Raw genomic sequence first — 16287 nt, forward strand, 5'->3', positions numbered from 1 at the left:
GCGGGACCAGGGTGAGTGCGTCAGGCACCGCGGCGGCCGGTCAGGTCGAGCACATGCTGCGACAGGTCGCGCCCGGGCGCTACGACGCGTACGAGGCGCTCCTCCAGTCCCTGGCCGCCGGCCGGGTCTGGATGCTCCTCTGGCACGGCCGCCCCGGAGCCCCCGACGCCCAGTACGGGAACATGGAGGTCGAAGGGCTCGGCTACGCCCCGTGCGTCACCTCCCCCCAGGAGCTCACCGCCAGCGGCTGGAGCCGGGACCACGAGGTCGTCGCCGGACTGGACATCGCGCGCGCCCTCTACCCCGACCGCTGGGGCGTCTGGCTCAATCCGCACGCCCCCGGCGGCGGCGTCGGCATCCCCTGGCTGGACCTGCGCCGCATCGCGACCGGCCTCGACCGGATGCCCGCCGGGCCGCTGCGGATCAGCGAACCCGCCATCGACATCCCGCGGTTCTACGCCCAGCTCACGCAGAACGCCCACCACACCCCCGCGATCCGCTCGCTGCGCCGCGCCTGGGTGCAGCCCGCGCTCGGCGTCCCGTACCTCGCCGTCGGGCTCGACCTGTACGACACGAGCAGGCCGTCCGTCGACGCGGTGCGCGCGATGATGCGCCAGTCGATCGGCGCCGTCCCCGAGGGGCTGCCGGTCTCCACGGTCGCGATGTCCGACGAGTACGACCCGGTCGCGATGTGGCTGCGTGTCAACTCCCGGCCCTTCTACGACCGCGAGGCGCACGCCGCGCCCGGTTACGGCTACCCGCAGGCACCCGCGTACTGATCCCGCGTCAGACCCCCGGCATATCGGGGTCATTGCGGGCACTTCGGCGTTCGTGCACGAAGTGTTCGTTATCGCTGTTTTGTGACCGAGAGGCCCGATTGCCGAGTCCGGCTGTTCGGATATCGGTTGCATTCTGACGTCATCACGTTTGAGCAAACATTCCCCGTCAGGTCTGGCGGGTGTGCGCGAAGTGGCTGAAGACTCCCACGCAACTAGCTATGTACGAGCCGCTACCGCGGCGGTCACGGGCCGGCCACCGCCGGCCGAGAGGGGTCTCCAGCGCAATGACGGCACCTATCGAGACCACCAGGGCGGATACGCGGCCCGAAGCGGTGCTGGAAGGCGCGGGCCGCAAGGAGATCGAGGGCCGTTCGCTCGGCCGCATCGCCTGGACCCGGTTCAAGCGGGACAAGGCCGCGATGGCCGGTGGCATCGTTGTCGTCCTGCTGATCCTGACCGCGGTGCTGTCCAAGCCGCTCCAGTCGCTGCTGGGGCTCGACCCCAACGCGTTCAACCAGAGCCTGGTCGACCCCGTCATGCTGGCACCCAAGGGCAGCCTGGGCGGGATGAGCTGGGACCACCCGTTCGGCGTCGAGCCGCAGACCGGCCGCGACATCTTCGCGCGCATCCTCGAAGGCTCCTGGGTCTCGCTCGTCGTCGCCGTCGGCTCCACCCTGCTCTCCGTCGCCATCGGCGTGGTCATGGGTGTCGTGGCCGGCTTCTACGGCGGCTGGGTGGACAGCGTGATCAGCCGGCTGATGGACACCTTCCTCGCCTTCCCGCTGCTGCTCTTCGCGATCTCCATCTCCGCGTCCCTCCAGGGCAACGCCTTCGGGATGGAAGGGCTCACGCTGCGGATCGCGGTCCTGATCTTCGTGATCGGCTTCTTCAGCTGGCCGTACATCGGCCGCATCGTGCGCGCGCAGACGCTGTCGCTCCGCGAGCGCGAGTTCGTCGAGGCCGCCCGTTCGCTGGGCGCACGCGGTCCGTTCATCCTCTTCCGCGAGCTGCTGCCCAACCTGGTCGCGCCGATCCTCGTGTACGCGACCCTGCTCATCCCCACGAACATTCTCTTCGAGGCGGCCCTGTCCTTCCTGGGCGTCGGCATCGCCCCGCCGCAGGCTTCCTGGGGCGGCATGCTCACGCAGGCGGTCGACCTCTACGAGGTGGACCCGATGTTCATGGTCATTCCCGGCATGGCGATCTTCATCACCGTGCTGGCCTTCAACCTGCTGGGGGACGGGCTGCGTGACGCACTCGACCCTCGTGGCAAGTAATCGCGGCAGTGCCGCACAGGACTAGCGAGGGGGCTTTCCTCAGCATGCAGAACAAGAAGACAGCGGCGCTCATAGCCGTCGCGATCGCGGTGTCGCTCGCCGCCACCGGGTGCAGCAAGGACTCGGACGGAGGCGGCGGCAAGGGCGGCGGCGGTGGCAACGCCAAGGCCGACGCCGGTCTGACGAGCATCGTCAACCCCAGCGACAAGAAGGGCGGGACGGTCACCTACGAGCACACCAGTGGCCCGGACTCCCTCGACCCCGGCAACACGTACTACGGCTGGGTGCAGAACTTCTCCCGCCTGTACGCCCGTTCGCTGGTGACCTTCCAGCCGGCCGCCGGCAAGGAAGGCCTGAAGGTCGTCCCCGACCTCGCCACCGGTCTCGGCAAGGCGAGCGCGGACGCGAAGACCTGGACGTACACGCTGCGCAAGGGCGTGAAGTTCGAGGACGGCTCCGAGATCACCTCGCAGGACGTCAAGTACGCCGTCGAGCGCTCCAACTTCGCGCCCGAGGCCCTGTCCAACGGCCCGACGTACTTCAAGGCCTACCTTGAGGGCGGCGACAAGTACAAGGGTCCCTACAAGGACAAGTCCACCGAGGGTCTGAAGTCCATCGAGACCCCGGACAAGTACACGATCGTCTTCCACCTCAACAAGCCGTTCGCGGACATGGACTACCTGGCCGCGTTCTCGCAGACCGCGCCGGTCCAGCAGAAGGCCGACACGGGCGCCAGCTACGTCCAGAAGATGGTCTCCTCGGGTCCGTACAAGTTCTCGGCGTACGACGAGAGCAAGGGCGCGACCCTGGTCCGCAACCCGGAGTGGGACTCGAAGACGGACCCGATCCGCAAGGCGCTGCCGGACAAGATCCAGCTGAAGTTCAACGTCAACCCCACCACGGTCGACGATCACCTCCTCAACGACGAGACCACCGCGGACATCGCGGGCACCGGTCTCCAGGCCAAGACCCAGCCCAAGGTCCTGGTCAAGGCGTCGGAGAAGGCGAAGACGGACAACCCGTACGCCGGCGCCCTGCAGTACCTCGCGCTGAACGTCAACGTGAAGCCGTTCGACAACATCGAGTGCCGCAAGGCCGTCCAGTACGCGGTCGACAAGCAGAGCATGGTCGACTCGATCGGCGGCTCGGTCAAGGGCGACCCGGCGAGCACGGTCATCCCCCCGACCGTCGCCGGCTACAAGAAGTTCGACCTGTACCCGACCGAGGGCAGCAAGGGCGACGCGGCCAAGGCCAAGGAGCACCTGGCCAAGTGCGGTCACCCGGACGGCTTCAAGACCACGCTGACGGCCCGTTCGGACCGTCCTGACGAGGTCACCGCCGCCACGCAGCTCCAGAACAGCCTGAAGGCCATCGGCGTCACCGCCGAGATCAAGCAGTTCCCGGCGGACAAGTACTTCACCGACTTCGCGGGTGTCCCGGCCTGGGTCCACAAGAACAACGCGGGCATGATGATGATGGCCTGGGGTGCCGACTGGCCGACCGGCTTCGGCTTCCTCGACCAGATCGTCAACGGCACGGCCATCAAGCCCTCCGGCGGCACCAACCTGATGGAGCTGAACGACAAGGGGATCAACGAACTCCTTGTCAAGGGCATCGGGACCGTCGACACCACGCAGCGCAACGCCACGTGGGGCGAGGTCGACCAGAAGGTCATGGAGAACGCCTCGGTCGTTCCCCTCTTCTACCGCAAGAACCTGCTGTACCGCCCGGCCTCCGCGGCGAACGTCACCGTCACCGACGCGTACCTCGGCATGTACGACTACGTGCTCATGACGTCCACCAAGTAGTAGCGCCTGTTCATCAAAAGCATCCCCTGAAAGGCAGGTGAAGGCGCCGGGCGGCGGGGTTTCCCGCCCCACCCGCCCGGCGCCGCACGGCTGTGGCTGCGTATATCATCCGACGCGTATTCGCCGCGGTGTTGCTGCTGCTGGTGGTCAGCGCAGTCACGTTCGCGATCTTCTTCCTGGTGCCCCGCCTCGGCGGGCAGACCCTCGACTCCATGGCCGCCCAGTACGTGGGGAAGAGCCCCGACCCCGACGTCATCGCCGCGGTCAAGAAGAACCTGGGGCTCGACCAGCCCCTGTACCTCCAGTACTGGCACTTCATCAAGGGCATCGTGGCCGGCGCCCAGTACCAGTTCGGCCCCGACCCCGTCACGTGCAACGCCCCGTGCTTCGGCTACTCGTTCAAGACGCACACCGAGATCTGGCCGCAGCTCGTGGACCGCGTCCCGGTCACGCTCTCGCTGGCCGTCGGTGCCGCCGTCATCTGGGTGATCTCCGGTGTCGCGATCGGCGTCGTCTCCGCGCTGAAGCGGGGCTCGCTCTTCGACCGCCTCTCCATGGGCGTCGCCCTCGCGGGCGTCTCCCTCCCGATGTTCTTCACCGGCCTGGTGGTCCTGGCGCTCTTCGGCAACGGGGAGTACGTCCCCATCACCGAGGACCCGGTCGGCTGGGCGGGCAGCCTGGTCCTGCCCTGGTGCACGCTCGCCCTGCTGTACTCCGCGCTCTACGCCCGGCTCACCCGGGCCGGGATGCTGGAGACCATGAGCGAGGACTACATCCGGACCGCGCGCGCCAAGGGCCTCCAGGAACGCAAGGTGGTCGTCAAGCACGGGCTGCGGTCCGCGCTCACCCCGCTGGTCACGATCTTCGGCATGGACTTCGCGCTGCTCCTCGGTGGCGCGGTCATCACCGAACGCGTCTTCTCCTTCCAGGGGCTCGGCGCCTTCGCGATCCAGGGCGTGACCACCGCCGACCTGCCCAAGGTGATGGGCGTGACCCTGGTCGCGGCCTTCTTCATCGTCATCTGCAACCTGCTGGTGGACCTCGTGTACGCCGCGATCGACCCCCGGGTGAGGCTCTCATGAGCGGCGCGACCAAGAAGGACTCGACCGAGAAGGACTCCCGGACGGCCGAGAGCGTCCCGGCCCCGCGCCCGGGCGACGGCCACCCCTTCCTCTCCGTACGCGACCTCAGCGTCCACTTCGACACCGACGACGGCCTGGTCAAGTCCGTGGACGGCGTCAGCTTCGACCTGGAGGCCGGCCAGACCCTCGGCATCGTCGGCGAGTCCGGCTCCGGCAAGTCCGTGACCTCGCTGGGGATCATGGGCCTGCACACCTCGGAGCGGGCCCGCATCGGCGGCGAGATCTGGCTGGAGGGCGAGGAGCTGATCGGCTCCGGCGCCGAGCGCGTACGGAGGCTGCGCGGCCAGAAGATGGCCATGATCTTCCAGGACCCGCTGTCCGCCCTGCACCCGTACTACACGATCGGCGCGCAGATCGTGGAGGCCCACCGGGTCCACCACAAGGTCGACAAGAAGACCGCCAAGAAGCGCGCCGTCGAGATGCTCGACCGGGTCGGCATCCCCGAGCCGCACCGCCGGTTCGACGACTATCCGCACCAGTTCTCCGGCGGCATGCGCCAGCGCGCGATGATCGCGATGGCCCTGGTCAACAACCCGCAGCTGCTCATCGCCGACGAGCCGACGACCGCCCTCGACGTCACCGTCCAGGCGCAGATCCTCGACCTGATCCGCGATCTCCAGAAGGAGTTCGGCTCCGCGGTCATCATGATCACCCACGACCTCGGCGTCGTCGCCGAGATCGCGGACGAGATCCTCGTGATGTACGCGGGACGCTGCGTCGAGCGCGGCTCCGCCGAGAAGGTGTTCTACGAGCCCCAGCACCCGTACACCTGGGGCCTGCTCGGCTCGATGCCGCGGATCGACCGGGAGCAGACCGAGCGGCTGATCCCCGTCAAGGGCTCGCCGCCCAGTCTCATCAACGTCCCGTCGGGCTGCGCCTTCCACCCGCGCTGCCCGTACGCCGACGTCCCGCCCGACAACATCACCCGCACCGAGCGTCCGGAGCTGCGACAGGTCGGCGACGGGCACTTCTCCGCGTGCCACATGTCGCCCGAGCAGCGCGACCGGATCTGGACCGAAGAGATTGCGCCGAAGCTGTGACTGAGCTGAACAAGAAGACTCCCGCGCCCGCCGCGGCCGGGTCGGACGGGTCCGGCACCGAACCGCTCCTCAAGGTGGACGGCCTGGTCAAGCACTTCCCGATCACCAAGGGCGTGCTGAAGCGCAAGGTCGGCGCGGTCCAGGCCGTGGACGGGCTCACCTTCGACGTGCGCCCCGGGGAGACCCTGGGCGTCGTCGGCGAGTCGGGCTGCGGCAAGTCGACCATGGGCCGGCTGGTGACCCGGCTGCTCGAACCGACCGGCGGCAAGGTCGAGTTCCAGGGCCGCGACATCACCCATCTGTCCGCCGGACGGCTGCGGCCGATGCGGCGCGACATCCAGATGATCTTCCAGGACCCGTACGGCTCGCTGAACCCGCGCCACACGGTCGGCGGGATCGTCTCCACCCCCTTCCGGCTCCAGGGCGTCAAGCCCGAGGGCGGCGTGAAGGCGGAGGTCCAGCGGCTGCTGGAGCTGGTCGGGCTCAACCCCGAGCACTACAACCGCTATCCGCACGAGTTCTCCGGCGGCCAGCGCCAGCGCATCGGCATCGCCCGCGCGCTCGCCCTCAAGCCGAAGCTGGTCGTCGCGGACGAGCCGGTCTCCGCGCTGGACGTGTCGATCCAGGCGCAGGTGGTGAACCTGCTGGACGACCTCCAGGACGAGCTCGGGCTCACGTACATGATCATCGCGCACGACCTGTCGGTGATCCGCCATGTCTCGGACCGGATCGCGGTCATGTACCTCGGCAAGATCGTCGAGCTGGCGGACCGCAAGTCGCTGTACGAGGCGCCGATGCACCCGTACACCAAGGCGCTGATGTCCGCGGTGCCCGTGCCGGACCCGCGCCGGCGCGGTGCCAAGAGCGACCGCATCCTGCTCAAGGGCGATGTGCCGTCGCCGATCTCGCCGCCCGCCGGCTGCCGGTTCCACACCCGGTGCTGGAAGGCGACGAAGGTCTGCGGGACGACCGAGCCGCCGCTGATCCAGCTGAAGACCGGCCACCAGGTGGCCTGCCACCATCCGGAGAACGGCGAGGACCAGGTACCGGGCGACGCCCCGCTGGTCGCGGACGTCATCACGGTCCGGACGGCGCCTGCGAAGGAACCGGCGGAGGAGCCCGCGAAGGCGCCCGCGGCCGAGGCGCCGGAGGAGCCCGCGAAGGACGCCGAACCCGCCGAGCCCGCTCCGGACAGCCCGAAGGAGTAGTACGGGCACAATTGCCCGGTGCTCAACGAACTGTTCACGCCCTCCGTCCAGCACGCGCTCGACATCGTGGGGATCTTCGTCTTCGCGATCTCGGGCGCCCTGCTCGCCGTACGCAAGAACTTCGATGTCTTCGGCATCGCGGTGCTCGCCGAGGTGACCGCGCTGGGCGGAGGGCTCTTCCGTGACCTGATCATCGGCGCGGTGCCACCCGCCGCCTTCACGGATCTGGGGTACTTCACCACCCCGCTGCTCGCCGCGGGGCTGGTCTTCTTCCTGCACCCGCACGTGGAGCGCATCCAGGTCGGGGTGAACGTCTTCGACGCGGCCGGTCTCGGCCTCTTCTGCGTCACCGGCACGGTGAAGGCGTACGACTACGGGCTCGGCCTCACGTCGTCGGCGGCGCTCGGCCTGGCGACGGCGGTCGGCGGCGGTGTGCTGCGGGACGTCCTGGCCAACGAGGTGCCCTCGCTGCTGCGTTGGGACCGGGACCTGTACGCGGTGCCCGCCATGGTCGGCGCCACCATGATCGTGCTCTGCATCCGCTTCGACGCGCTCAACGCCCTGACCAGCGGCGCGGCCGTGATCACCGCGTTCGTCCTGCGGCTGCTCGCGCTCCGCTTCCACTGGCGGGCGCCGCGCGCCTACAACCGGCGCTCGGCGCGGGCGGACGAGGGGTGAGCTACTCGGGAGCGTAAAAAGCTACCGCTCAGTAATACAATCGGTGTACGGTGCGACCATGGCACAGGCAACCATCGGGGACAGCGAGTTCGACCGGGACACCGCGGTCACCCTGCGCGAAGAGGGCGTCTACGACGCGGAGCTCTCGGCGGGCTGGACGATCATCCAGGCCGTCAACGGCGGATACCTGCTGGCGATGCTGGGCCGTGCGCTCGGCGAGGCCCTGCCGCACGCGGACCCGTTCTCCGTCTCCGCGCACTACCTCACCGCCTCCGTGCCCGGCCCGGCGGTGATCCGGACCCAGACCGTCCGGACCGGCCGGACCCTCTCCACCGGTCAGGCGTCGCTCTTCCAGTACGCCGAGGACGGCACCGAGGTCGAGCGCATCCGCGTTCTCGCCACCTACGGCGACCTGGGCGCGCTCAGCGACGACGTCCGCACCGCCGCGAAGCCGCCGGCCATCCCGCCGCGCGAGCACTGCCTCGGCCCCAGCGACGGACCGGCGCCGATCCCGGGCAGCTCCGCGATCACCGACCGGCTCGACATCAAGCTGGACCCGGCGACCATCGGCTGGGCGATCGGACAGCCCTCCGGCAAGGGCGAGATGCGCGGCTGGTTCGGTCTGGCCGACGGCCGCGACCCCGACGCGCTCTCCCTGCTGCTCACCGTGGACGCCCTGCCGCCGACCTCGTTCGAGCTGGGGCTCAAGGGCTGGACGCCCACCATCGAGCTCACCACCCACATCCGCTGCCGTCCGGCCCCGGGCCCGCTCCGCGTCTCCATCACCACCCGCAATCTGGCGGGCGGCTTCCTGGAGGAGGACGCGGACGTCTGGGACAGCGCCGACCGCCTGGTCGCCCAGTCCCGCCAGCTCGCCCGCGCCCCGCGCGGCTGACCCTCCCGGGCCCCCTTCTCAGGCGCCCTGTGCCGGTTCGTCGAGCCAGTGCAGGGCGCCGAGTGCGATGAGCCGCATCCGGCGCCCCGCCGTGCGGGCCACCCGCTCGTCGTCCGCCGGGCCCGCGTCCAGCAGGGCCGACGCGGTGATCACCATGTGGTCCACATAGAGGCCGCCCAGCATCAACAGGTCCTCCTCGGCCCAGCCCTCGGACCCCGGCTCCGCCGCGAGGGCCGCCGCCACCTCCTCGGCGAACCGCCGCAGCTGCGCCGCGATGGCCTCGCGGACCGGGCCGACCCCGCCGTGCTGCTCCCGCGCGATGAAGCGGAAGTGCGCCGACTGCTCCCGTACGTGACGCCGTATCAGCTCCACGCTGCGGTCGAGCCGGACCTCGCTGTCGCCGGTCTCGGCGAGTATCGCGCCGATCATGCCGTGCAGGCTGCCCAGGGTCTGCTCGACCAGGGCCACCCCGAGCGCGGGCACGCTCTCGAAGTGCCGGTAGAAGGCCGTGGGCGTGATGCCGGCGGCCCGGGTCACCTCGCGCAGCCCGAGGCTGCTCAGGCTCTGCTCCGCCAGCAGTCCGAGGGCGGCGTCCAGGAGCGCCTGGCGCGTCTTCAGCTTCTGGTTCTGGCGGACCCCTGCGATGTGACTCATGCCATTCAGTAAACAACTGTTCTCCGGAACGGGGAAGGGGCGTGCGGGTTTAGACTCAAGAGTCAGTGAACACTCGTACTCTGAATGTTCCTGGCTCCATGCCCTCCGCACACGGAAAGGCCGAACATGATCGTCCTTGTCGCCGCCCTGCTCCTGCTGGGGATCGCACTAGGAGCGGTGGCCCAGATTCCGCTTCCCCTGTCGCTGGTCCTCGGCGCCCTCATCGGCTGCTGGCTGCTGGTCTTCGCGGTACGCGAGCGCGCGCGGGGTTCCCGATGAGCGCCCCGGTGCAAGCCGCCCCGCGCTCCCGCCGGGACGCCGACGGGCTCGCCGTCGCCTCGTTCGTGCTGGGGCTCGTCGGGCTGCTGGTGATGAACATCCTGCTGGGCCCCGCCGCCATCGTGATGGCGCTCGTGGCGCTGGCCCGCTCCACGAACCGGCGCGGCCGCGCCTTCCTCGGCCTCGCGCTCGGCGTCGCCGACCTGGTGGTCCTCGCCTTCCTGGTCACCGGAAACGGCGTCGTCGCCTGGGACTTCGGCGGCTGACCGGCCCGCCGCACACGGTGCGCGGGCCGTGGGACCCCATGCGCCCGCCGTACGCCCCGCCGGGGGCTCGTAGAATCGAGCCCACCATGGCTTACCTCGACCACGCCGCGACCACGCCGATGCTTCCCGAGGCGATCGCGGCGATGACCGCGCAGCTCGCCGTCACGGGCAACGCGTCCTCACTCCACGCCGCCGGGCGCCGGGCCCGCCGTACCGTCGAGGAGTCCCGGGAATCCCTCGCCGACGCCCTCGGCGCACGCCCCAGCGAGGTGGTCTTCACCTCGGGCGGCACCGAATCGGACAACCTCGCGGTGAAGGGCCTGTACTGGGCCCGCCGCGACGCCGACCCCCGCCGCACCCGGGTCCTCGCCAGCCCCGTCGAGCACCACGCCGTGCTCGACGCCGTGGACTGGCTGGCCACCCACGAGGGCGCGACCGTCGAATACCTCCCCGTCGACCGCTACGGGCGCGTCCACCCCGAGGTGCTGCGCGAGGCCGTCCTGCGCGATCCCGACGACGTCGCGCTGATCACCGTGATGTGGGCCAACAACGAGATCGGCACGATCCTGCCGGTACGCGAACTGGCCGAGGTGGCCCGCGAGTTCGAGATCCCGATGCACGCCGACGCGGTCCAGGCGTTCGGCCAGCTCGACGTGGACTTCGGCGCGTCCGGGCTCGCCGCGATGACCGTCAGCGCGCACAAGATCGGCGGGCCCACCGGCGTCGGCGCGCTGCTGCTCGGCCGCGAGTACACCCCGGTGCCCGTGCTGCACGGCGGGGGGCAGGAGCGCCATGTGCGCTCGGGCACCCTGGACGTGCCGGGCATCGCCTCGTTCGCCGTCGCCGGACGGATCGCCGCCGACCGGCGCGAGGACTTCGCCCGGGAGACCGGCGCGCTCCGCGACGAGCTGGCCGCCGCCGTCCTGGCGGAGGTCCCCGACGCCCTCCTGGGCGGCGACCCGGCACCGGGCGGCCGGCTTCCGGCCAACGCGCACTTCACCTTCCCCGGCTGCGAGGGCGACTCGCTCCTGCTGCTGCTGGACGCCCAGGGCATCGAATGCTCCACCGGCTCCGCCTGTACCGCCGGGATCGCCCAGCCCAGCCATGTGCTGCTCGCCACGGGCACCGATCCGGACCTGGCCCGGGGCACCCTGCGCTTCTCGCTCGGCCACACCTCGACCAAGCAGGATGTCGAGGACGTGGCCCGGGCGATCGGCCCGGCGGTGGAGCGGGCGCGCTCGGCGGGGCTCAGCTAGCCCGCTTCCCGGACGTGACCGCGCGCCGGACCAGCTCCAGGTAGCGGTCCCAGTCCCAGCCGCGGCCCGGGTCCGTGTGGTCGGCGCCCGGCACCTCGACGTGGCCGATGATGTGCTCGCGGTCCACCGGGATCCCGTACCGCCCGCATATCGCCGCGGTGAGCTTCGCCGACGCCCCGTACATCGCGGCGGTGAAGTCCTGCGGGCGCTCCACGAAGCCCTCGTGCTCGATGCCCACACTGCGTTCGTTGTACGAGCGGTTGCCCGCGTGGAACGCCACGTCCAGCTCACGGATCATCTGCGTCACCTGCCCGTCCTTGCGCACCACGTAATGCGCCGCCGCCTGGTGCCCGGGGTCCTGGAAGGCGCGGACCGCGCTGCCGAAGCTGCCCTGGGTGACATGGATGACCACGCGGTCGATGCCGTAGTCGTCGGGGCGGTCGGCCCGCCGCCAGTTCGCCTCCGACGCCGCCACCCACCGCGCCCCCGCGTAATCCACCGCCCCCGGGGTGCGCGGCTTCTCCACGCCCGGCAGCCGCCACCAGGCGCGCTTCAGCCGGTCCCGCGCCAGCGCCGCCGTGCCCACGGCCGTGACGGCACCGCCGATCAGCACCGAGCGCCGGCTGATCCCGGTCCCGGTGCCGCCGCCGTCCGTCCCCTTGGTCCCCATGTGACGGACAACGCTTATCCGCGCGCTTCCGGTTCCCGCCCCCACGTACCCTGGTGGAGCTATGACTGAGACTCCCCAGCGCCCCCTCCGCGTGCTCGCCGCCATGTCGGGCGGTGTCGACTCCGCCGTCGCCGCGGCCCGCGCCGCCGAGGCGGGCCACGACGTGACCGGTGTGCACCTCGCCCTCTCCGCGAACCCGCAGTCCTTCCGGACCGGCGCCCGGGGCTGTTGCACCATCGAGGACTCCCGGGACGCCCGCCGCGCCGCGGACGTCATCGGCATCCCCTTCTACGTCTGGGACCTGGCGGAACGCTTCCGCGAGGACGTCGTGGAGGACTTCGTCGCCGAGTACGAGGCGGGGCGCACCCCCAACCCGTGCCTGCGCTGCAACGAGAAGATCAAGTTCGCCGCGCTCCTCGACAAGGCCCTCGCGCTCGGCTTCGACGCGGTGTGCACCGGCCACTACGCCACCGTGGTCACCGGCGCCGACGGCAACCGGGAGCTGCACCGCGCCTCGGACATGGCCAAGGACCAGAGCTATGTGCTCGGCGTCCTGGACGAGCGCCAGCTCGCCCACGCGATGTTCCCGCTCGGCGACACCCTCACCACCAAGGACGAGATCCGCGCCGAGGCCGAGCGCCGGGGTCTCGCGGTCGCCAAGAAGCCCGACAGCCACGACATCTGCTTCATCGCCGACGGCGACACCCAGGGCTTCCTGGCGAACCGCCTCGGCGGCACGGCGGAGGGCGACATCCTGGACGAGTCCGGTGCGAAGCTCGGCACCCACGAGGGCGCCTTCGGCTTCACCATCGGCCAGCGCAAGGGCCTGCGCATCGGCCACCCGGCCCCCGACGGCAAGCCGCGCTACGTCCTGGACATCTCCCCGGTGAACAACACGGTGACCGTCGGCCCCGCCGAGGCCCTGGACGTCAGCGCGCTCACCGCGATCAAGCCCCGCTGGTGCGGAACACCCCCGGCCGGCCCGGGGACGTACACCGCCCAGCTCCGCGCCCACGGCGGCGAGACCGAGGTGACCGCCGAGCTGACGGACTCCACCCTGCACGTCACGTTCACCGAGCCGGTCCGGGGCGTCGCCCCCGGCCAGGCGGTCGTCCTGTATGACGGCACCCGCGTGGTCGGCTCCGCGACGATCGCGACGACGGTACGGAGCCGGACCGCATCGGTGGGCTGACGCCGATCCGCCGTTGGCGGCCCGCTACGGCAGGCCGGGCCCGGCCTGAGCCGGGCCCTCCGCCGGCGGCGGGAGGCGGCGCGGCTTTTCGAAGGCGACGGACACCGCGATCAGCTGCCGGGCGTCGGCGTCGAGACTGTCCCCGACCGACTGCATGAGGTCCACCGCCCGGTCGGCGGCGGCGTCTCCGGACGCCTGCGCACGCAGGGCCCGGGGCAGGTGTTTCGCCACCGTCTCGGGCGATGCGTCGGTCCCCACTCCGCAGGCCGCCAGGTGAGGGCTGAGACGGACCAGCCCGTCCCGGCACTCGATCACGCGCCGGTAGTAGCGCCGGTGGATGCCCCAGGCGTGCAGCGTCTCGCGCCATGGGGCGGCCGGGGAGTCCCGCAGGGTGTTCTCGGGGAAGGCCGCGTGGAGTCCACGCCACAGGGGTGCGAGCTGCCGGTAGTTCCGCCGGTGGAGGAGCCAGATCCGCCCGGAGGCGCAACGGGACACGATGCCGGCGTAGCTCAGACCTGTGGCGAACACCAGGATCGCCGGGGTGAGCAGTTCCCGGCACAGGTGGTAGAGGTCGGCCGGAAAGGGCAGTCCGCGCCAGCGGGCCAACGTGCTGAGCTCGAAGACCACGTTGGCCGCCAGCATGCACGCCAGCGACGCCGCGGTCAGGCGCAGCCCGGTGGCCACGGCGCCGTCCGAGATCCTCACGTAGCCCCAGGTCCACCGCAGCGCCATGGCGAGTGTGTACATCAGATACAGGGGCGGGACGGCGTGGAACGCGACGACCGCGGGCGCGCTCATGTCTCCGTAGCCGAAGAGGCTGCTCCGGGCCGCCGGCGGCGTCGCCAGGAAGGCCGTGGTGACGCAGGCGACCGCCAGGGAGAGCAGAAGGGTCTCGCGGCGGACCCGAAGGGTGGACCGCCGGGAGGCCGGCAGCAGGTGGAGGTAGAAGCGCACCAGCCAGTAGGCCGTGTCCATGGCGAAGATCTTCGCCAGCAGCCGGCCGGTGCCGGTGCCCAGTAAGGAGCTGAGTGCGGCCGACACGGAGGGCAGGAGGAGGCACAGTTCGGCAGCCCGGCAGGCCAGGCACAGCGAGACCGCACGCAGGGCACGGTCGCCCGGCGCCCTGGACAGCTGGTAGAGCTTCCACACCACGGCGAGCCCGAGCAGCACGGTGACCGGGGCCTCACCCACGATCACAGCCATCCCCGCCGGTCGCCCAGCGCGGCCTGGATGCGTCGCAGTGAGGGCTCGCTCGCCGCATGCGGTGCGACATGGTCGAGGACCGAGGCCCAGCCCAGGACGATGGTGGCGATCAGCTCCGCCTCGCGTTCCTCCACGGCCTCGTACGAAGTGCGGCGCAGGGCTCGCCTGATGGTCCTGGGTGAGATGTCGGGCATCTCCTGCTGCCAGAGCGCCTCGTCGGGGTGGTCCTCGTCGTTCCGGTGCCCGGCGAGAATATGGCCCACTTCGTGCAGGATGATGTGGTCCTGGTGCGGCTTCGTCGTGTTCTGCTGGTACAGCACGTAGTCGGCCGTTCCGGTGGCGATCCAGGCGCCGTAAGGCCCCGGCACCGGCATCGGGTAAGGGACGAGGCGGAGCGGGCGCCCCCTGCGCTCGCCGAGCAACTGGCACACTTCCGCCACCTGCAAGGGGGGTTGGATGCCCAGCTCCCGGAGTACACGCTTGCAGTGGCGTCGCAGCCGCCATTCCGTAAGCCGGTCACGGACGGACCAGTTCGACAGACCCACTCCAGCAACCCCCTGTCGCGCCCCCCGGCGCACGAGTCAGTCACCCGAGGCGGACCGACGTTCTGCCTGTTCCAACTTGTAGACGACATCGATTAGTTCCATCACCTGCTTGCGACGCGCCGGCGACAGTTCTCCGGCGCGCATGGCCATCAGCCGCACATCCCGTCCCCCGTTCTGCGCGAGCCGGTCCTGTTCGGCCCGCAGCGACGTGAGCTGGTCCTCCACGCGGCGGGCGACACCGGTGTCGAAGAAGTAGGCGGCCGGGACACCGAAGAAGTCCGCCAGCGCCTGGAGGTGGCGGAGGGTGGGGTTCTCCTTCCGCCGCTTGCGCAGCTGCCAGATGTAGCTCTGCGAGATGGGGACGCCGGTCTTCCTGATGGCGGCGGCCACGTACTCGTTGCTGTACTCCTGGCCGCTGTCCGGGCCCACTGTGGCGAACAGATGATTGAGCCGATCCGCCAGGGTCGTGCTGTTCTCATCGGACATGGGTCTGCCACCTTCTCTGCGCTCGCACCCGGTGCATCAGCTTCGGCCCGCTGCCGGGTCAGCGTCCGAACTCGTCCGTGATCTTCCGGGTGTGCCTGCGTGCATTGTACGGAGGTGAAGGGTTTACCCAGTCAGGATTCGATATCAGTTGCACGGCGATCGAAGGGTGACCTAGTGTTCTCGTCGCCGAGCCTCCACTGATGTGAAGAAGCGCCCCCGAAGGCCTCTTGTGTGAGTGGAAGATCCTCGGCTCATGGTGTCCGTCGCAAGGAAACGGGAGTCGCTACGTGACCGATCCGACAGAGGTGCACGTAGCGGTGAAGCCGGCAGTCGGCCGGCGCCTGCGCGTGCTGACGCGGGCGCTCGCGGGGCAGCTCCGGCGACAGCCGCCGGACTGCGCCGGACCCGGCGTGGCGGTGATCCGCCACTCGGCGGAAGTGCGCCAGGCGGTATGGGCCCTGACGCTGTGCGAGATCCCCGTCGCCTTTCTGGTCTCGTCGATCCTGCCGGTGCCCGCCCGGGCGCCGCACGCGTTGCTGGAGGCGGCACTGATCCTGCTGGGCTTCAGCGTGCTCGCGGCGATGGCGAGGCATCCGCACACCGTTTCGTCGTCCCGGGTGGTGCTGAGCACCGGATTTCTCGGGGAGATCTCACTCCCGCGCGACCGGGTGCAGTCGGCATCCCGGTCGATGAGGACCCTTCCGGGCCGCGGGCTGCGCGCGATTCCGGGCGAACCCGGTGCCCTGGCGTGCTCACTCGGCGGTTCGGTGAGTATCTGCGTCCGTCTCGACCCGCCCGTACACGTCAACCTCGGCAAGGGCGGGGCGGTCGAGGCCACCGCGGTCTATGTGTCGGCGGACACCCCGGAGGCGTTCCCCCGGGCCCTGAGCAACTCCAGAGCATGCTGAT

The 16287-nt window shown here is 70.4% G+C and carries 18 protein-coding genes; 13 read left to right on the plus strand and 5 right to left on the minus strand.

From position 1 onward, the window contains the following. The first annotated feature begins 11 nt into the window (after nt 1–11). The 8 genes from ACIQZN_RS03650 to ACIQZN_RS03685 all read left to right on the plus strand — a co-directional run bounded on the left by ACIQZN_RS03650 (nt 12) and on the right by ACIQZN_RS03685 (nt 8827). The gene (locus ACIQZN_RS03650; RefSeq protein WP_403987927.1) at nt 12–779 is read left to right on the plus strand and encodes an enhanced serine sensitivity protein SseB C-terminal domain-containing protein; all 768 of its coding nucleotides are present in this window, start codon (nt 12–14) and stop codon (nt 777–779) included. 284 nt (nt 780–1063) lie between these two features. Then, nucleotides 1064–2056, plus strand: a complete 993-nt coding sequence (locus ACIQZN_RS03655) for an ABC transporter permease (protein ID WP_403987930.1) — start codon at nt 1064–1066, stop codon at nt 2054–2056. Nucleotides 2057–2100: 44 nt separating this feature from the next. Then, the gene (locus ACIQZN_RS03660) at nt 2101–3864 is read left to right on the plus strand and encodes an ABC transporter substrate-binding protein (protein WP_403987933.1); all 1764 of its coding nucleotides are present in this window, start codon (nt 2101–2103) and stop codon (nt 3862–3864) included. Nucleotides 3865–3956: 92 nt separating this feature from the next. Next, on the plus strand, nt 3957–4946 hold the full coding sequence (locus ACIQZN_RS03665; RefSeq protein ID WP_403987936.1) for an ABC transporter permease: 990 nt from the start codon (nt 3957–3959) through the stop codon (nt 4944–4946). Then, nucleotides 4943–6046, plus strand: coding sequence for an ABC transporter ATP-binding protein (locus ACIQZN_RS03670; RefSeq protein ID WP_403987939.1), 1104 nt, complete (start codon nt 4943–4945; stop codon nt 6044–6046). The genes ACIQZN_RS03665 and ACIQZN_RS03670 overlap by 4 nt, the downstream gene beginning before the upstream one ends. Then, entirely contained in the window at nt 6043–7254 is a 1212-nt protein-coding gene (locus tag ACIQZN_RS03675) for an ABC transporter ATP-binding protein (RefSeq protein WP_403987942.1), read from the plus strand. The genes ACIQZN_RS03670 and ACIQZN_RS03675 overlap by 4 nt, the downstream gene beginning before the upstream one ends. 18 nt (nt 7255–7272) lie before the next feature. Then, nucleotides 7273–7932 (plus strand): trimeric intracellular cation channel family protein, encoded by a 660-nt coding sequence (locus ACIQZN_RS03680; RefSeq protein WP_018102534.1) that lies wholly within the window; start codon nt 7273–7275, stop codon nt 7930–7932. 58 nt (nt 7933–7990) lie between these two features. Then, a complete protein-coding gene (locus ACIQZN_RS03685) occupies nt 7991–8827 on the plus strand; it encodes a thioesterase family protein (protein WP_403987947.1) in 837 nt (278 codons plus the stop codon). An 18-nt stretch (nt 8828–8845) separates the two neighbouring features. On the opposite strand, the gene ACIQZN_RS03690 is transcribed toward ACIQZN_RS03685, so the two are convergent. Then, nucleotides 8846–9481: a TetR family transcriptional regulator gene (locus ACIQZN_RS03690; protein WP_403987950.1), complete on the minus strand. Its 636-nt coding sequence runs from the start codon at nt 9479–9481 to the stop codon at nt 8846–8848. A 126-nt stretch (nt 9482–9607) separates the two neighbouring features. On the opposite strand from ACIQZN_RS03690, the gene ACIQZN_RS03695 reads away from it, so the two are divergent. From ACIQZN_RS03695 to ACIQZN_RS03705, 3 genes are all read left to right on the plus strand, one after another. Then, nucleotides 9608–9760, plus strand: coding sequence for a hypothetical protein (locus tag ACIQZN_RS03695; RefSeq protein WP_403987953.1), 153 nt, complete (start codon nt 9608–9610; stop codon nt 9758–9760). Further along, the gene (locus tag ACIQZN_RS03700; protein ID WP_403987956.1) at nt 9757–10026 is read left to right on the plus strand and encodes a DUF4190 domain-containing protein; all 270 of its coding nucleotides are present in this window, start codon (nt 9757–9759) and stop codon (nt 10024–10026) included. The genes ACIQZN_RS03695 and ACIQZN_RS03700 overlap by 4 nt, the downstream gene beginning before the upstream one ends. Before the next feature lie 86 nt (nt 10027–10112). Further along, complete coding sequence (locus ACIQZN_RS03705) at nt 10113–11282, plus strand: cysteine desulfurase family protein (protein ID WP_403987959.1); 1170 nt, start codon at nt 10113–10115, stop codon at nt 11280–11282. Here ACIQZN_RS03705 and ACIQZN_RS03710 read toward each other — a convergent pair. Continuing rightward, nucleotides 11275–11952 carry an N-acetylmuramoyl-L-alanine amidase gene (locus tag ACIQZN_RS03710; protein WP_403987962.1) on the minus strand — a complete coding sequence of 226 codons (678 nt, stop codon included), beginning with the start codon at nt 11950–11952 and terminating at the stop codon, nt 11275–11277. The genes ACIQZN_RS03705 and ACIQZN_RS03710 overlap by 8 nt on opposite strands. A 61-nt stretch (nt 11953–12013) precedes the next feature. Here ACIQZN_RS03710 and mnmA point away from each other — a divergent pair, with 61 nt between their 5' ends. Continuing rightward, the gene (mnmA, locus tag ACIQZN_RS03715; RefSeq protein ID WP_403987965.1) at nt 12014–13144 is read left to right on the plus strand and encodes a tRNA 2-thiouridine(34) synthase MnmA; all 1131 of its coding nucleotides are present in this window, start codon (nt 12014–12016) and stop codon (nt 13142–13144) included. Between the two features lie 24 nt (nt 13145–13168). Here the strand turns inward: mnmA and ACIQZN_RS03720 are convergent, their stop codons facing one another. From ACIQZN_RS03720 to ACIQZN_RS03730, 3 genes are all read right to left on the minus strand, one after another. Further along, complete coding sequence (locus ACIQZN_RS03720) at nt 13169–14335, minus strand: MAB_1171c family putative transporter (protein WP_403987968.1); 1167 nt, start codon at nt 14333–14335, stop codon at nt 13169–13171. A 2-nt stretch (nt 14336–14337) separates the two neighbouring features. After that, nucleotides 14338–14721 (minus strand): hypothetical protein, encoded by a 384-nt coding sequence (locus ACIQZN_RS03725; RefSeq protein ID WP_403988445.1) that lies wholly within the window; start codon nt 14719–14721, stop codon nt 14338–14340. A gap of 207 nt (nt 14722–14928) precedes the next feature. After that, on the minus strand, nt 14929–15378 hold the full coding sequence (locus ACIQZN_RS03730; protein ID WP_403987971.1) for an XRE family transcriptional regulator: 450 nt from the start codon (nt 15376–15378) through the stop codon (nt 14929–14931). Nucleotides 15379–15665: 287 nt separating this feature from the next. Here ACIQZN_RS03730 and ACIQZN_RS03735 point away from each other — a divergent pair, with 287 nt between their 5' ends. Next, nucleotides 15666–16286 (plus strand): hypothetical protein, encoded by a 621-nt coding sequence (locus tag ACIQZN_RS03735; RefSeq protein ID WP_403987974.1) that lies wholly within the window; start codon nt 15666–15668, stop codon nt 16284–16286. The last annotated feature ends 1 nt before the right edge of the window (nt 16287 follow it).

This window comes from Streptomyces sp. NPDC097595 (assembly GCF_044761525.1).
Classification (GTDB): Bacteria; Actinomycetota; Actinomycetes; order Streptomycetales; family Streptomycetaceae; genus Streptomyces; species Streptomyces drozdowiczii_A.

Coding starts and splice junctions, on each gene's coding strand:
- ACIQZN_RS03655 (WP_403987930.1), top strand. CDS start 1,064: ATGACGGCACCTATCGAGACCACCAGGGCGGATACGCGGCCCGAAGCG.
- ACIQZN_RS03660 (WP_403987933.1), top strand. CDS start 2,101: ATGCAGAACAAGAAGACAGCGGCGCTCATAGCCGTCGCGATCGCGGTG.
- ACIQZN_RS03670 (WP_403987939.1), top strand. CDS start 4,943: ATGAGCGGCGCGACCAAGAAGGACTCGACCGAGAAGGACTCCCGGACG.
- ACIQZN_RS03685 (WP_403987947.1), top strand. CDS start 7,991: ATGGCACAGGCAACCATCGGGGACAGCGAGTTCGACCGGGACACCGCG.
- ACIQZN_RS03690 (WP_403987950.1), bottom strand. CDS start 9,481: ATGAGTCACATCGCAGGGGTCCGCCAGAACCAGAAGCTGAAGACGCGC.
- ACIQZN_RS03695 (WP_403987953.1), top strand. CDS start 9,608: ATGATCGTCCTTGTCGCCGCCCTGCTCCTGCTGGGGATCGCACTAGGA.
- ACIQZN_RS03700 (WP_403987956.1), top strand. CDS start 9,757: ATGAGCGCCCCGGTGCAAGCCGCCCCGCGCTCCCGCCGGGACGCCGAC.
- ACIQZN_RS03705 (WP_403987959.1), top strand. CDS start 10,113: ATGGCTTACCTCGACCACGCCGCGACCACGCCGATGCTTCCCGAGGCG.
- ACIQZN_RS03710 (WP_403987962.1), bottom strand. CDS start 11,952: ATGGGGACCAAGGGGACGGACGGCGGCGGCACCGGGACCGGGATCAGC.
- mnmA (WP_403987965.1), top strand. CDS start 12,014: ATGACTGAGACTCCCCAGCGCCCCCTCCGCGTGCTCGCCGCCATGTCG.
- ACIQZN_RS03725 (WP_403988445.1), bottom strand. CDS start 14,721: ATGCCGGTGCCGGGGCCTTACGGCGCCTGGATCGCCACCGGAACGGCC.
- ACIQZN_RS03730 (WP_403987971.1), bottom strand. CDS start 15,378: ATGTCCGATGAGAACAGCACGACCCTGGCGGATCGGCTCAATCATCTG.